The organism is Streptomyces sp. NPDC001599 (assembly GCF_042893535.1).
GTDB lineage: Bacteria > Actinomycetota > Actinomycetes > Streptomycetales > Streptomycetaceae > Streptomyces.
The window spans coordinates 218,250-230,945 of the sequence record NZ_JBIAVA010000005.1 but is presented as its reverse complement, the minus strand read 5'-3'; the positions used below and the strand labels follow the sequence as shown (position 1 = coordinate 230,945).

The window sequence follows — 12,696 nt, the reverse complement described above, 5'->3', positions numbered from 1 at the left end:
GTGGGTGACCGCTGTCACGGTGGCCTCATGGGGCCGGACGTCAGCCCTGCTCGCGGAGTTGTTCCTCCGTCAGGCCGCGGCGCCAGTAGCCGACGAAGGTGACGCGCCGTCGGTCGACGCCGCGCTCGCCCACGAAGTGCCGCCGCAGCTGCTTGACGCAGCCGGACTCGCCCGCGATCCAGACGTAGGGGTGTTCGGCGGGCGGCAGTTGGGCGGCCCGGAGGGTGGCGAGGGTCGCCTCGGACCCGACGGCGTCGTCCCCGACCAGCCAGGTGATCTCGGCGTCCGCGGCCGTCCGCAGGTCCTGCACGTCCTCGGCGTGCGGCACCTGAAGCCAGACCCGCGCGCGGGTGCCGGCCGGCAGTGCCTCCACGATGGCGCAGGCGGCGGGTACGGCGGTCTCGTCGCCCCAGATCACCACCAGGTCGGTGTCCTCGGGCGGCCGGAAGCGGATCGCCCGGTTGTCGGCGACTGCCGGACCGAGCAGCAGCACGCGGTCGCCGGGGGCGGCGTCGGCGGCCCAGCGGGCGGCGGGGCCTGCCTCGATCCCCGAGTCCGGTTCGAGGCCGTGCAGGACGAAGTCGACGTCGACCTCGGCGGTGTGCCCGTCGTCGTCCCGGCGCAGCGACCGCAGCGTGTACGAGCGCATCACCGCCCGCACGTCCTCCGGCAGTTCCCGCCAGCCCTGCCACCAGCCCTCGCCCAGCTCGACCGGCACCGCGGGCTCCGCCTGCCCCGGGTGCGGCAGGAACAGCGACAGCGACTGGTCGAGGCCGTCGGAGTGGAAGTCGCGCAGGTCGGGCCCCGCGAAGGTGACCCGGGCCAGGGACGGTCCGAGCCGCCGCGTCCCTACGACCTGGAGGGAGAAGAAACGGAACGGGGCGGCCACGGCCGTCGTCATGGAGGGCTCCGGGGGAAAGGGGGCGGGTCAGCCGACCTTCTTGGCGTTCTCGATCGCCTCGGCCAGGTTGTCGAGGAGCGGCGTGCACTTGTCGTACGACAGGATCGGCTCGGGGGAGCGGGCGATGACCTGGCCGGCCTTGACGGCGGGGAGCTGCTTCCAGGTGCCCTCCGTGATGTCCGCGGGCTGGATGGTCGAGGCGCGGTCGTCCATGATGATCACGTCGGCCGGGTACTTGTCGACGTTCTCCCAGCTCAGGGACTCGAACCAGCCGCCGGTCGCCTTCTTGGCGTCCTCGGAGGGCTCGACGAAGTTCACGCCGAGGGCCTTGAAGTACTCCAGGTCCACCGAGAGGTTGGTGCCGGAGACGTAGAACAGGTCGGGGCTCGCGGAGCCGGCCAGTACCCGGATCTCGGGCCTGGCCTTGGCGGCGGCGCGCAGCCGGGCGGCGGCCTTGTCGAAGGCGGCCTTGGCGTCGGTGGCCTTCTTGGCCTTCATGTCCGCGCCGAGCGACTCGGCCAGCTCCCACATGCGCTGGAGCGGCTGGGTCAGCTGGCGGTCGAAGACCGAGATCGCGACGCTCGGGGCGAGCTTGGCGATCTTGTCCTTCGACTCCTCCGGGACGGACCACAAGGTGCCCGCGGTGTCGAACGTCGTGGTGATGAGCACCTGGGGGGCGAGGGAGGCGTACTTCTCGACGTTGAGCTTGCCCCACTCGTTGCCGAGGACGGTGACCTTGTCCACGTCCAGGTCGCCGGCCTGCACGTCGGGCTTGCCGTCCTTGGTGGTGGTCGGGCCGAAGACGCCCTTGACCTGGACGCCGTAGTCGAAGAGGGCGGCGGCGACGCCGGTGAAGGCCACGATGCTCGTCGGCACCGCGTCCAGCTTCACGGTCGTGCCGCGGTCGTCCTTGAAGGACCAGGGGCCGGACTTGGCGGCGCCGCCCGACCCGTCGCCCGCCCCACCGCTCTTGCCGTCGTCGTCGCCGCAGGCCGCGAGCACGGCGCCGAGGCCGAGGGCGCCGCCGGCGGCGAGGATTCCGCGGCGGGTCGGGTGGGTAGCGCTGGCGTTGGACATGGTGGTGGCTGCCTTCGAACGGTGCGGAGCGTCGCGCCCTGCGGGACAATTCGAAGGTAGGTTAGCCTAACCTCAGATCTTGTCCAGGGGCGGGGCCGGTGCGGCGCCCGCCCCCGTCGCGTCCGGGCCTCAGCCCACCAGCCCCAACTCCCGTGCGATCAGCATCCGCTGGACCTCGCTGGTGCCCTCGCCGATCTCCAGGATCTTCGCGTCCCGCCACATGCGGGCCACCGGGTACTCGTTCATGAAGCCGTAGCCGCCGTGGATCTGGGTGGCGTCCCGGGCGTTGTCCACCGCTACCGTCGACGAGTACAGCTTCGCCAGCGCGGCCTCCTTCTTGAACGGCTCGCCCGCCACCAGCCGCGAGGCCGCGTCCCGCCAGGCGAGCCGGGCCGTGTGGGCCTTCATCTCCATGTCGGCGATCTTGAACTGGATGGCCTGGTTGGCGCCGATGGGCCTGCCGAAGGCGTGACGTTCCTTCGCGTAGGCGACCGACTCGTCCACACAGCCCTGCGCGAGCCCCGTGCCCAGCGCGGCGATGGCGACCCGGCCCTCGTCCAGGATGCGCAGGAACTGGGCGTAGCCGCGCCCCAGCTCGCCCAGCAGGTTGGCCGCCGGGACCCGGACGTCGGCGAAGGACAGCTCACGGGTGTCCGAGGCGTTCCAGCCGACCTTCGAGTACGGGGCGGCCACCGTGAAGCCCGGGGTGCCCGACGGGACGATGATCGATGAGATCAGCGGACGTCCGTCGGGCTTGCGGCCGGTGACCGCCGTGACCGTGACCAGGCCCGTGATGTCCGTGCCGGAGTTGGTGATGAAGCACTTGGTGCCGTTGATGACCCATTCGTTCGTGGCCTCGTCCAGGCGGGCCGTCGTACGGGTCGCGCCCGCGTCGCTGCCGCCGTCCGGCTCGGTGAGGCCGAAGGCGCCCAGGATCTCGCCCGAGCACAGCCGGGGCAGCCACTCGCGCTTCTGCTCCTCGGTGCCGAACAGGTGCAGCGGCATCGCGCCCAGCGAGACGCCCGCCTCCAGCGTGATCGCCACCGACGAGTCGACCCGGGCCAGCTCCTCCAGGGCCACGCCGAGGGCGAAGTAGTCGCCGCCCATGCCGCCGTACTCCTCCGGGAACGGCAGCCCGAACAGGCCCATGCGGCCCATCTCGCGGACGATCTCGTACGGGAACTCGTGCCGCTCGTAGAAGTCGCCGATCTTCGGCGCCACCACGTCGTGCGCGAACGCCTCGACCGTACGGCGCAGTTCTTCCAGTTCGGGGGAGAGCTTGTGGTCCATGGTGTTCACGACTCCTGGTGGGAGAGGGCTCGAACGGTGCGGGACGGGCTCGGTCGGCCCAGGTGCGCGGCCATCCAGACGCTTGTGGCGACGAGACGGCCGAGGTCGACCCCGGTGTCGATGCCGAGGCCCCGCAGCATCCACACGAGGTCTTCGGTGGCGAGGTTGCCGGTGGCGGACTTGGCGAAGGGGCAGCCGCCGAGCCCGCCGGCGGAGGCGTCGACCGTGGTGACGCCCTGCTGGAGCGCGGCCAGCGTGTTGGACAGGGCCTGGCCGTAGGTGTCGTGGAAGTGCACGCCCAGCGCGGAGACCGGCACGCCCGCTCCGGTCAGCGCCGTGAGCAGGGCCGTCACATGGCCCGGGGTCGCCACCCCGATGGTGTCGCCGAGGCTCAGCTCGTCGCAGCCCATGTCCAGCAGGGCCCGGCAGACCCCGACCACCTGGGGGACGGGGACGGCCCCCTCCCACGGGTCGCCGAAGCACATCGAGAGGTAGCCCCGTACGTGCACGTCGTCGCCCTGGGCCTTCGCCCGGGTCACCACCGGCTCGAACATGGCCAGCGCCTCGTCCACCGTGCGGTTGAGGTTGGCCTTGGCGAAGGACTCCGTGGCGCTGGCGAAGACCGCGACGCGGCGCGCGCCGAGCGCCAGGGCCCGGTCCAGGCCCCGTTCGTTCGGCACCAGCACCGGCAGCGACACCGGCAGGTCGCAGACCTGCGGGTACAGGTCCTCGGCGTCCGCCAGCTGGGGGACCCACTTGGGGTGGACGAAGCTCGTCGCCTCGATCGTGGTCAGGCCCGTGCCGGCCAGCCGGCGGATGAACTCCGCCTTGACGGCCGTCGGCACGGTCGCCTTCTCGTTCTGGAGCCCGTCGCGCGCGCCGACCTCGTGGATACGGACGCGGGCGGGCAGGCCCTCGGCCGGTACGGCCGTCGGGAGGCCCAGTTCCGGGGTGTTCACGCCGTCTCCTCCTTCGCGTCCGTCGCGTCGTCGGTGGGGGCGATGACCGCGAGCACCTGGTCCATGGCGACGGTCGTGCCCGGTGCCACGTCCAGCTCGGCGACGGTGCCGGCGTGCGGGGCGGAGATGACGTGCTCCATCTTCATCGCCTCCACCACCAGCAGGCTCTGCCCGGCGCTCACCTCGTCGCCGACGGCGACCTTCACCACCGTCACCGTGCCCGGCATCGGCGCGGTCAGCGAGTCGGCGCCCGCGTGGGCGGCCCGGTCGAGGGACGCGGCGACCGGGTCGTGGTCGCGCACCTGCCAGGCGTCGCCGTCGCGGCCCAGCCAGTCGGCGGCGCGGTGGAAGGTGTGCCGGACGCCGTCCAGGGTGACGGCGACGTGGTCGTCGGTGACGGTGTGGGAGCCGCGCGGGGTGTGCGTGACGGGTTCGAGTCCCGGCGCACGCAGGGGGAAGGAGACCGGCTTCGGCTCGCCGCCGGTGCGCCAGCCGCTGGGCACCGAGAACGGGTCCGTCCAGCCGCCGCCGCGCGGACGCAGCGCCTCCAGCCGTACGGCCGCCGCCGCCTCGTACACCGCCTCCGGTACGCCGGTGGCGACCAGGCCGTCGACCTCGCGCTCCACCAGCCCCGTGTCCAGCTCGCCCGCCACCACCGCCGGGTGCGCGAGCAGCCGCCGCAGGAACCCGGCGTTGGTCGGCACGCCCAGGGTGACGGTGCCGGCCAGGGCCGCCCGGAGCCTGCGCAGCGCGGTCTCCCGGTCGGGGCCGTACGCGATCACCTTGGACAGCATCGGGTCGTACAGGCTGCCGACCTCGGCGCCCTCGCTGAGCCCCGAGTCGGTGCGTACGCCGTCGCCCTCGGGCTCGCGCAGCCGCAGCACCGTGCCGCCGGAGGGGAGGAAGCCGCGGGCGCCCTCTTTGATGGACACAGTTTCCGCGCACAGCCGGGCCTCGATGGCGTGCCCCGTCAGCCGTACGTCCTCCTGCGCGAACCCGAGCCGCTCACCGGCCGCCACCCGCAGCTGCCACTCCACCAGGTCCAGGCCGGTCACCAGCTCGGTCACCGGGTGCTCGACCTGGAGACGGGTGTTCATCTCCATGAAGTAGTACTGGGAGGGGTCGCTCCCGGGCACGATGAACTCCACCGTGCCCGCGCCCCGGTAGCCGCAGGAGCGGGCCGCCTGCACGGCCGCCTCGCCCATCGCCGCCCGCGTCGCCTCGTCCAGCAGAACGCTGGGCGCCTCCTCGATCACCTTCTGGTGGCGGCGCTGGAGCGAGCACTCGCGCTCGCCCAGGTGCACCACGTTCCCGTGGCCGTCGGCCAGCACCTGGATCTCGATGTGCCGGGGACGGTCGATCCACCGCTCCACCAGCAGCGTGTCGTCGCCGAAGGAGGCGCGGGCCTCGCGGCGCGCGGCGGTGATCTCGTCGGCGAGCACCGCAGCGTCCCGCACCAGCCGCATGCCCTTGCCGCCGCCGCCCGCCGACGGCTTGAGGAGCACCGGGGTGCCGATCTCGCGGGCGGCGTCGGCGAGCTGCTCGTCGGTGAGCCCGCTGCCGCTGGAGCCGGGGACGACCGGGACACCGGCCACCTGCACCGTCTCCTTTGCGCGGATCTTGTCGCCCATCAGGGCGATGGCGTCGGCGGGCGGCCCGATGAAGACCAGCCCCGCCTCCACGCAGGCCCGCGCGAAACCCGCGTTCTCGGCGAGGAAGCCGTACCCCGGGTGGACGGCCTGCGCCCCCGTCCGGGCCGCCGCCTCCAGCAGCCGCTCGACGGACAGATAGCTCTCCGTCGCGGGCGCCGGGCCGATCCGTACCGCGTCGTCGGCCTCCCGCACGTGCCGCGCGTCCGCGTCGGCGTCGGAGAAGACCGCCACCGAGCGCACGCCCATCGCGCGCAGCGTCCGGATGACGCGGACGGCGATCTCGCCCCGGTTGGCGACGAGCACGGTGTCGAACATGCGTGGCGTCTCGTTCGTGTTCTGCATGGGATTCTGCATGGGTCCCCTCCTCACATCCGGAAGACGCCGAACTGGGGCTCGCCCAGCGGCGCGTTGGCACACGCGGTCAGGGCAAGGCCCAGCACCTGCCGGGTGTCGGCGGGCTCGATCACGCCGTCGTCCCACAGGCGGGCGGTCGCGTAGTAGGCGTTGCCCTGGCGCTCGTACTGGGCGCGGACCGGTGCCTTGAAGGACTCCTCCTCCTCGGCCGGCCACTCCTCCCCGCGCGCCTCCAGCTGGTCCCGCTTGACCGTGGCCAGCACGGAGGCGGCCTGCTCGCCGCCCATCACGGAGATCTTGGCGTTGGGCCACATCCACAGGAAGCGCGGTGAATACGCCCGCCCGCACATCGAGTAGTTCCCCGCGCCGTACGACCCGCCGACGACCACCGTCAGCTTCGGCACGCGCGTGCACGCCACCGCCGTCACCATCTTGGCGCCGTGCTTGGCGATGCCCCCGGCCTCGTAGTCCCGGCCCACCATGAACCCGGAGATGTTCTGGAGGAACACCAGCGGGATGCCGCGCTGGTCGCACAGCTCGATGAAGTGGGCGCCCTTCTGGGCGGACTCGGAGAACAGGATGCCGTTGTTGGCGACGATGCCGACCGGGTGGCCGTGGATGCGGGCGAACCCCGTGACCAGGGTCTGCCCGTACTCGGACTTGAACTCGGCGAAGCGGGAGCCGTCCACCACGCGCGCGATGACCTCGCGGGCGTCGTAGGGGGTGCGGGAGTCGACCGGCACCACGCCGTACAGCTGCTGAGGGTCGACCTTCGGCTCGACGGCCGCCTCCACGCCCCACGGGAGGGTGCCGCGCTCCGGCAGGGTGGAGACGATCTGCCGCACGATGCGCAGGGCGTGCGGGTCGTCCTCGGCGAGGTGGTCGGTCACGCCGGACACGCGCGCGTGGACCTCGCCGCCGCCCAGCTCCTCCGCCGTGACCACCTCGCCGGTGGCCGCCTTCACCAGCGGCGGGCCGCCCAGGAAGATCGTGCCCTGATTGCGGACGATCACCGCCTCGTCGCTCATCGCCGGGACGTACGCGCCGCCCGCCGTGCAGGAGCCGAGGACGGCGGCGATCTGCGGGATCCCGGCGCCGGACATCCGGGCCTGGTTGTAGAAGATCCGCCCGAAGTGCTCGCGGTCCGGGAAGACCTCGTCCTGCATCGGCAGGAAGGCGCCCCCCGAGTCGACGAGGTAGAGGCACGGCAGCCGGTTCTCCAGCGCCACCTCCTGCGCCCGCAGGTGCTTCTTCACGGTCATCGGGTAGTACGTGCCGCCCTTGACGGTGGCGTCGTTGGCGACGATCACGCACTCCCGGCCGCTGACCCGGCCGATTCCGGCGATGACGCCGGCGGCGGGGGCCGCCCCGTCGTAGAGCCCGTCGGCCGCGAGCGGCGCCAGCTCCAGGAACGGCGAGCCCGGATCGAGCAGTGTGTCCACGCGGTCGCGCGGCAGCAGCTTGCCCCGCGCGGTGTGCCGGGCCCGCGCCCGCTCGCCGCCGCCCAGCCGGGCCGCCGCGAGCTTGGCGCGCAGTTCCTGAACGAGGGTGGCGTGCGCCTCCTCGTTGGCCCGAAAGGCCTCCGACGCGGGGTCTGCCGCCGTCGTCAGCTCCGGTGCCTCGTGCATCCTGCGGTCCCCTCACCCGATGGTCGATCGGTCGATCGGTTAATGAGCGTTAACGCATTTCCTTCAGGTTAACGACCGCTAACCGCCCTGTCTAGAATTGGTCCCATGGCCACCAGAACCGATGCCCCCACCCGCCGCGAGCAGATCCTCAAGGAGGCCGCCCGGCTCTTCGCCGAGCGCGGCTTCCACGGGGTGGGCGTCGACGAGATAGGCGCCGCGGTCGGCATCAGCGGTCCCGGCCTGTACCGGCACTTCCCCGGCAAGGATGCGATGCTCGCCGAGCTGCTGGTCGGGATCAGCGACTCGCTGCTGACCGGGGCGAAGCGGCGGCTGGCGGAGGCGGACGGGTCGGCCGGCTCCGAGGCGGTCCTCGACTCGCTCATCGAGGGGCACATCGACTTCGCGCTCGACGACCGCCCGCTCATCACCCTGCACGACCGTGAGCTGGACCGCCTGCGGGACGCCGACCGCAAGATGGTGCGGCAGTTGCAGCGGCAGTACGTGGAGCTGTGGGTCGGGGTGCTCCGGGAGGTCTACCCGGCGGTCGCCGAGCCCGCCGCCCGCTCGGCGGTCCACTCGGTCTTCGGCCTCCTGAACTCCACCCCCCACCTGGGCCGCCCCGGCTCCCTGCCCGGTCGCGCGGTGACGGCGTCGCTGCTGCACCGGATGGCGCGCGGGGCGTTCGCGGCGGTGGGGGAGGCGTAGGGCCGCGTCCCCCTCTTCCTGGCCGACCGGGTCGGGGCCCTCCGCTCCCCGGTCGTCCGAGGCGTGGTCCTTCGCTTCTCGGCCGACCGAGTCGGGTGGTGGGTGGGCATAGGCCGGGGACCGGGGCGGAGCCCCGGGCGGCACGGCGGCCGGCCGCGCCGCGGAGTGACGAGGGTTACCCGCGTCCCGGTCTGGACGCCCCTGACTACCCGCCGGTACGGTTGGGTCTGAGCAAGCGCTTAGATATTCGTACCCTGGAGGTGGCGCGGTGCGCCGTACGGTGTTCAACGAGGACCACGAGGCGTTCCGGGAGACCCTCCGCGCCTTCATCGAGGCCGAGGTCGTCCCCGTCTACGACGACTGGTTCGCCGCGGGCCAGGCGCCGCGCGAGTTCTACTACAAGCTCGGCGAGCTGGGCATCTTCGGCATCAACGTGCCCGAGGAGTTCGGCGGCGCCGGAATGGACAGCCACAAGTTCGAGGCCGTCCTCTACGAGGAGACCGCCCGCGCGGGCGTCCAGTTCGGCGGCTCCGGCGTGCACGTGCTGCTCGCCCTGCCCTACATCAACATGCTGGCCACCGACGAGCAGAAGAAGCGCTACCTGCCGAAGTTCGTCACCGGCGAGGAGATGTGGGCCATCGCGATGACGGAGCCCGGCACCGGCTCCGACCTCGCGGGCATGAAGTCCACCGCCAAGCTCTCCGAGGACGGCACCCACTACGTCCTCAACGGCGCCAAGACCTTCATCACCGGCGGCGTGCACGCCGACAAGGTCATCGTCTGCGCCCGCACCGCCGCGCCCACGGCCGAGGACCGCCGCCACGGCATCTCCCTGTTCGCCGTGGACACCAAGTCCGAGGGCTACTCGGTCGGCCGCAAGCTGGACAAGCTGGGCCTGCGCACCTCCGACACCGCCGAGCTGGCCTTCGTCGACGTCAAGGTCCCCGTCGAGGACCTGCTCGGCGAGGAGAACAAGGGCTTCTCCTACCTCGGCCACAACCTGGCCTCCGAGCGCTGGGGCATCGCCTTCGGCGCCTACGCGCAGGCCAAGGCCGCCGTCCGGTTCGCCAAGAGTTACGTGCAGGACCGCACCGTCTTCGGCAAGCCGGTCGCCCACTTCCAGAACACCAAGTTCGAGCTGGCCGCCTGCCAGGCCGAGGTGGACGCCGCCGAGGCCGTCGTCGACCGCGCCACCGAGGCCCTGGACGCCGGCGAGCTGACCCCCGCCGAGGCGGCCAGCGCCAAGCTGTTCTGCACCGAGGTCGCCCACCGCGTCATCGACCGCTGCCTCCAGCTGCACGGCGGCTACGGCTACATGAACGAGTACCCGATCGCCCGCCTGTACGCGGACAACCGCGTCAACCGCATCTACGGCGGCACCAGCGAGATCATGAAGTCGATCATCGCGAAGAACATGGGCCTGTAGACCACAGGTCATGAGCGAAGCACTCCAGTCCCTCCTCGACCTGCTCGACCTCGAGCGGATCGAGGAGGACATCTACCGCGGCCGCTCCCGGTCCGCCGTCGTCCCCCGGGTCTTCGGCGGGCAGGTGGCGGCCCAGGCCATGGTCGCCGCCGGACGCACGGTCCCCGAGGACCGGCACGCGCACTCCCTGCACGCGTACTTCCTGCGCCCCGGCGACCCCGGTGCCCCCATCGTCTACAACGTCGACCGGCTGCGCGACGGCCGCTCCTTCACCACTCGCCGCGTCGTCGCCGTCCAGCACGGCAAGCCGATCTTCACCCTGTCGGCGTCCTTCCAGACGTACGAGGAGGGTCTCGACCACCAGGCCCCGATGCCGCCCGCACCGGACCCGGCGACCCTGCCCACCGGCGAGGAGCGGCTGCGCGGCTATCCGCACCTGCCCGCCGAGACGGTGGAGCGCTTCCTGGAGGCGCGTGCCGCCGTCGACCTGCGCTACGTCGACGACCCGCCCTTCGGCGACTTCGGCACCCCGCGCGAGGCGCACTCCCAGGTGTGGTTCCGCACCAACGGCAAACTCGCGGACGACCCGCTGCTGCACGTCGTCCTCGCCACCTACGTCTCCGACATGACCCTGCTCGACTCGGTCCTGCTCGCACACGGCCGCGGCGGCTGGGCCGTCGGCGACGTCGTCGGGGCCTCGCTGGACCACGCCATGTGGTTCCACCGGCCCTTCCGCGCCGACGAATGGCTGCTGTACGACCAGCAGTCGCCGTCCGCGTCCGGCGGCCGGGGCCTCGGCCAGGCCCGCATCCACACCCAGGACGGGCGGCTCGCCGTCTCGGTGGTCCAGGAAGGCGTGGTCCGCGTCCCTCGGGAACACTGAGGGGCATGGCGGACACAGGGGACACGGCGGACGAAAAGAAGAACGGCGACAGCACCTTCACGGTGCTCGTCGCCGCCTTCGCCAATCTGGGCATCGCCGTCGCCAAGGCGGTGGCCGGCGTGATCAGCGGCTCCAGCGCCATGCTCTCCGAGGCCGCGCACTCGGTCGCCGACACCGTCACCGAGGTACTGCTGCTGACCTCGCTCAAACGCAGCGTCCGCCCCGCCGACGAGGACCACCCCCTCGGCCACGGCCCCGAACGCTACGTCTGGGCGCTGCTCGCCGCCGTCGCCACCTTCGTCGGCGGCGCCGTCTTCTCCCTCTACGACGGCATCCACACCCTCACCCACGGCGAGGACCTCGGCGACCCGCTGGTGTCGTACATCGTCCTGGCCGTCGCCTTCCTCCTGGAGGGCTACTCGCTGCGCACCGGCCTGCGGCAGGTCCGCGGCGAGGCCGCCCACCACCGGGTCTCCTTCGGCCGCTATCTGCGCCGCACCCCCGACACCGCCGTGAAGGCCGTCGTCATGGAGGACTCCGCCGCGCTGGCCGGCCTGCTGCTGGCCGCGGCCGGACTGCTCGGCGGACAGCTCACCGGCTCCGGCGTCTGGGACGCCGTCGCCTCGCTGTGCATCGGCGCGCTGCTGCTGTACGTCGCCTGGGTGCTGGGCCGCTCCAACGTCGAGTTCCTCGTCGGCCGCGCCCTGCCGCGCTCCGTGCGGGACCGGATCCGGGCGGAGCTGGTGGCCGTCGAGCACATCGAGGCGGTGCTGGAGCTGACCACCCTCGTACAGGGGCCGAGCGAGGCCCTGGTCGCCGCCAAGGTCGACTTCCGGGACGTGTCGACGGCGGCGCAGATCGAGTGGGCCTGCGAGCGGGCCGAGCAACGGCTGCGCGAGGAGTTCCCGATCGTGCGCCGGGTCTACCTGGACCCGACGCCGGGTTTCGCGCAGCGCCGCTCGGAGGGGCTCAACCCCTGGCCCTAGGGGGGAGAGGCGGCTACTTCAGTCCCGCCTCCGTCAGCAGGTACGCCGTCATCGGGTCGTAGTAGCGCGGGCTGACCACGTGGTCGTCCAGCGGCACCGCCACCTGGAGGGTGCCCTCGGACTCGGCGAGGAAGAGCGCCGGGTCGTTGCAGTCCGCGTAACCGACGGAGTCCACGCCGTGCTGGGCGGCGTACCCGGCCCAGCCGTGGTCGGCGACCACCAGGTCGGGCAGCGGGCGGCCCTCGCGCTCCAGGCCGGTCAGGATCGCCTTCATCGGCTCGCCCGAGTGGGTGTGCCACAGCGAGGCCCCGTGCTCCAGCACGGACACGTCCGCGAACTGCTGGACGTACCCCTCCTCGGTGGTCAGCCCCTCCGGGATCACGACGATCTCGCAGCCCGCGGCCCGCAGCGCGGCGGCCGTGGCGCGGTGCACGTCCAGCAGCCCGCCGGGGTGACCGGTGGCGAACAGCACCCGCTGCCCGCCGTCGGCCGCCTTGCGCAGCCGCCCCGCCATCCGCTCCAGCGCGGAGACGGTCAGCTCCGGGTCGATGGTGTCCTGGCCGTACCGGTGCTCGGGGTCGTCGTTGACGCCGACCCGCTCCGCCATCACCGCGAGCACGTCCTGCTCGTCGGTCCAGCGGTCGCCCAGCTCCAGACCGAGCCAGAAGCCCCGGTCGCCGTTGGCCAGCTTCCGGTAGTGGGAGAGGTTGTTCTCGCGGGGCGTGGCGACGTCGCCCGCGATACGCGTTCTGACGAGGTGCTCGGCGAGTTCGGCGCGGCTGGGTGTCCCGGGTATCGGCATGGCTCCATTGTGGGGCAGCCCGGGTCCGGGCAG

Annotated in this window: 11 protein-coding genes; 4 read left to right on the top strand and 7 right to left on the bottom strand. The window is 72.4% G+C overall.

What is annotated here, in order from left to right; all coding sequences use genetic code 11:
• Window positions 1-40 precede the first annotated feature (40 nt).
• The 6 genes from ACFYZ3_RS15870 to ACFYZ3_RS15845 all read right to left on the bottom strand — a co-directional run bounded on the left by ACFYZ3_RS15870 (window position 41) and on the right by ACFYZ3_RS15845 (window position 7,861).
• On the bottom strand, window positions 41-901 hold the full coding sequence (locus ACFYZ3_RS15870) for a siderophore-interacting protein (protein ID WP_388517316.1): 861 nt from the start codon (window positions 899-901) through the stop codon (window positions 41-43).
• A 27-nt stretch (window positions 902-928) separates the two neighbouring features.
• Window positions 929-1,978: a siderophore-binding protein DesE gene (gene desE, locus ACFYZ3_RS15865; protein ID WP_388517313.1), complete on the bottom strand. Its 1,050-nt coding sequence runs from the start codon at window positions 1,976-1,978 to the stop codon at window positions 929-931.
• Between the two features lie 129 nt (window positions 1,979-2,107).
• Entirely contained in the window at window positions 2,108-3,268 is a 1,161-nt protein-coding gene (locus ACFYZ3_RS15860; protein ID WP_388517871.1) for an acyl-CoA dehydrogenase family protein, read from the bottom strand.
• Window positions 3,269-3,273: 5 nt separating this feature from the next.
• The gene (locus ACFYZ3_RS15855; RefSeq protein WP_388517311.1) at window positions 3,274-4,227 is read right to left on the bottom strand and encodes a hydroxymethylglutaryl-CoA lyase; all 954 of its coding nucleotides are present in this window, start codon (window positions 4,225-4,227) and stop codon (window positions 3,274-3,276) included.
• Window positions 4,224-6,194, bottom strand: a complete 1,971-nt coding sequence (locus tag ACFYZ3_RS15850; protein ID WP_388517869.1) for an acetyl/propionyl/methylcrotonyl-CoA carboxylase subunit alpha — start codon at window positions 6,192-6,194, stop codon at window positions 4,224-4,226. The genes ACFYZ3_RS15855 and ACFYZ3_RS15850 overlap by 4 nt, the downstream gene beginning before the upstream one ends.
• Window positions 6,195-6,244: 50 nt before the next feature.
• Window positions 6,245-7,861, bottom strand: a complete 1,617-nt coding sequence (locus tag ACFYZ3_RS15845) for a carboxyl transferase domain-containing protein (RefSeq protein ID WP_388517308.1) — start codon at window positions 7,859-7,861, stop codon at window positions 6,245-6,247.
• 105 nt (window positions 7,862-7,966) lie between these two features.
• Here ACFYZ3_RS15845 and ACFYZ3_RS15840 point away from each other — a divergent pair, with 105 nt between their 5' ends.
• The 4 genes from ACFYZ3_RS15840 to ACFYZ3_RS15825 all read left to right on the top strand — a co-directional run bounded on the left by ACFYZ3_RS15840 (window position 7,967) and on the right by ACFYZ3_RS15825 (window position 11,861).
• Window positions 7,967-8,566: a TetR/AcrR family transcriptional regulator gene (locus tag ACFYZ3_RS15840; RefSeq protein WP_361000107.1), complete on the top strand. Its 600-nt coding sequence runs from the start codon at window positions 7,967-7,969 to the stop codon at window positions 8,564-8,566.
• A gap of 268 nt (window positions 8,567-8,834) precedes the next feature.
• Complete coding sequence (locus ACFYZ3_RS15835) at window positions 8,835-9,992, top strand: acyl-CoA dehydrogenase family protein (protein WP_388517304.1); 1,158 nt, start codon at window positions 8,835-8,837, stop codon at window positions 9,990-9,992.
• Between the two features lie 10 nt (window positions 9,993-10,002).
• Window positions 10,003-10,875, top strand: coding sequence for an acyl-CoA thioesterase (locus ACFYZ3_RS15830; protein ID WP_388517301.1), 873 nt, complete (start codon window positions 10,003-10,005; stop codon window positions 10,873-10,875).
• Window positions 10,876-10,880: 5 nt separating this feature from the next.
• A complete protein-coding gene (locus ACFYZ3_RS15825) occupies window positions 10,881-11,861 on the top strand; it encodes a cation diffusion facilitator family transporter (protein WP_388517298.1) in 981 nt (326 codons plus the stop codon).
• A gap of 13 nt (window positions 11,862-11,874) precedes the next feature.
• On the opposite strand, the gene ACFYZ3_RS15820 is transcribed toward ACFYZ3_RS15825, so the two are convergent.
• Complete coding sequence (locus ACFYZ3_RS15820; protein WP_388517295.1) at window positions 11,875-12,663, bottom strand: phosphatase; 789 nt, start codon at window positions 12,661-12,663, stop codon at window positions 11,875-11,877.
• Window positions 12,664-12,696: the final 33 nt, after the last annotated feature.

Excerpts from the sequence above, each read along its gene's own strand:
- desE (WP_388517313.1), bottom strand. The coding sequence starts at position 1,978 with ATGTCCAACGCCAGCGCTACCCACCCGACCCGCCGCGGAATCCTCGCC.
- ACFYZ3_RS15860 (WP_388517871.1), bottom strand. The coding sequence starts at position 3,268 with ATGGACCACAAGCTCTCCCCCGAACTGGAAGAACTGCGCCGTACGGTC.
- ACFYZ3_RS15845 (WP_388517308.1), bottom strand. The coding sequence starts at position 7,861 with ATGCACGAGGCACCGGAGCTGACGACGGCGGCAGACCCCGCGTCGGAG.
- ACFYZ3_RS15870 (WP_388517316.1), bottom strand. The coding sequence starts at position 901 with ATGACGACGGCCGTGGCCGCCCCGTTCCGTTTCTTCTCCCTCCAGGTC.
- ACFYZ3_RS15820 (WP_388517295.1), bottom strand. The coding sequence starts at position 12,663 with ATGCCGATACCCGGGACACCCAGCCGCGCCGAACTCGCCGAGCACCTC.
- ACFYZ3_RS15830 (WP_388517301.1), top strand. The coding sequence starts at position 10,003 with ATGAGCGAAGCACTCCAGTCCCTCCTCGACCTGCTCGACCTCGAGCGG.
- ACFYZ3_RS15840 (WP_361000107.1), top strand. The coding sequence starts at position 7,967 with ATGGCCACCAGAACCGATGCCCCCACCCGCCGCGAGCAGATCCTCAAG.
- ACFYZ3_RS15850 (WP_388517869.1), bottom strand. The coding sequence starts at position 6,194 with ATGTTCGACACCGTGCTCGTCGCCAACCGGGGCGAGATCGCCGTCCGC.
- ACFYZ3_RS15825 (WP_388517298.1), top strand. The coding sequence starts at position 10,881 with ATGGCGGACACAGGGGACACGGCGGACGAAAAGAAGAACGGCGACAGC.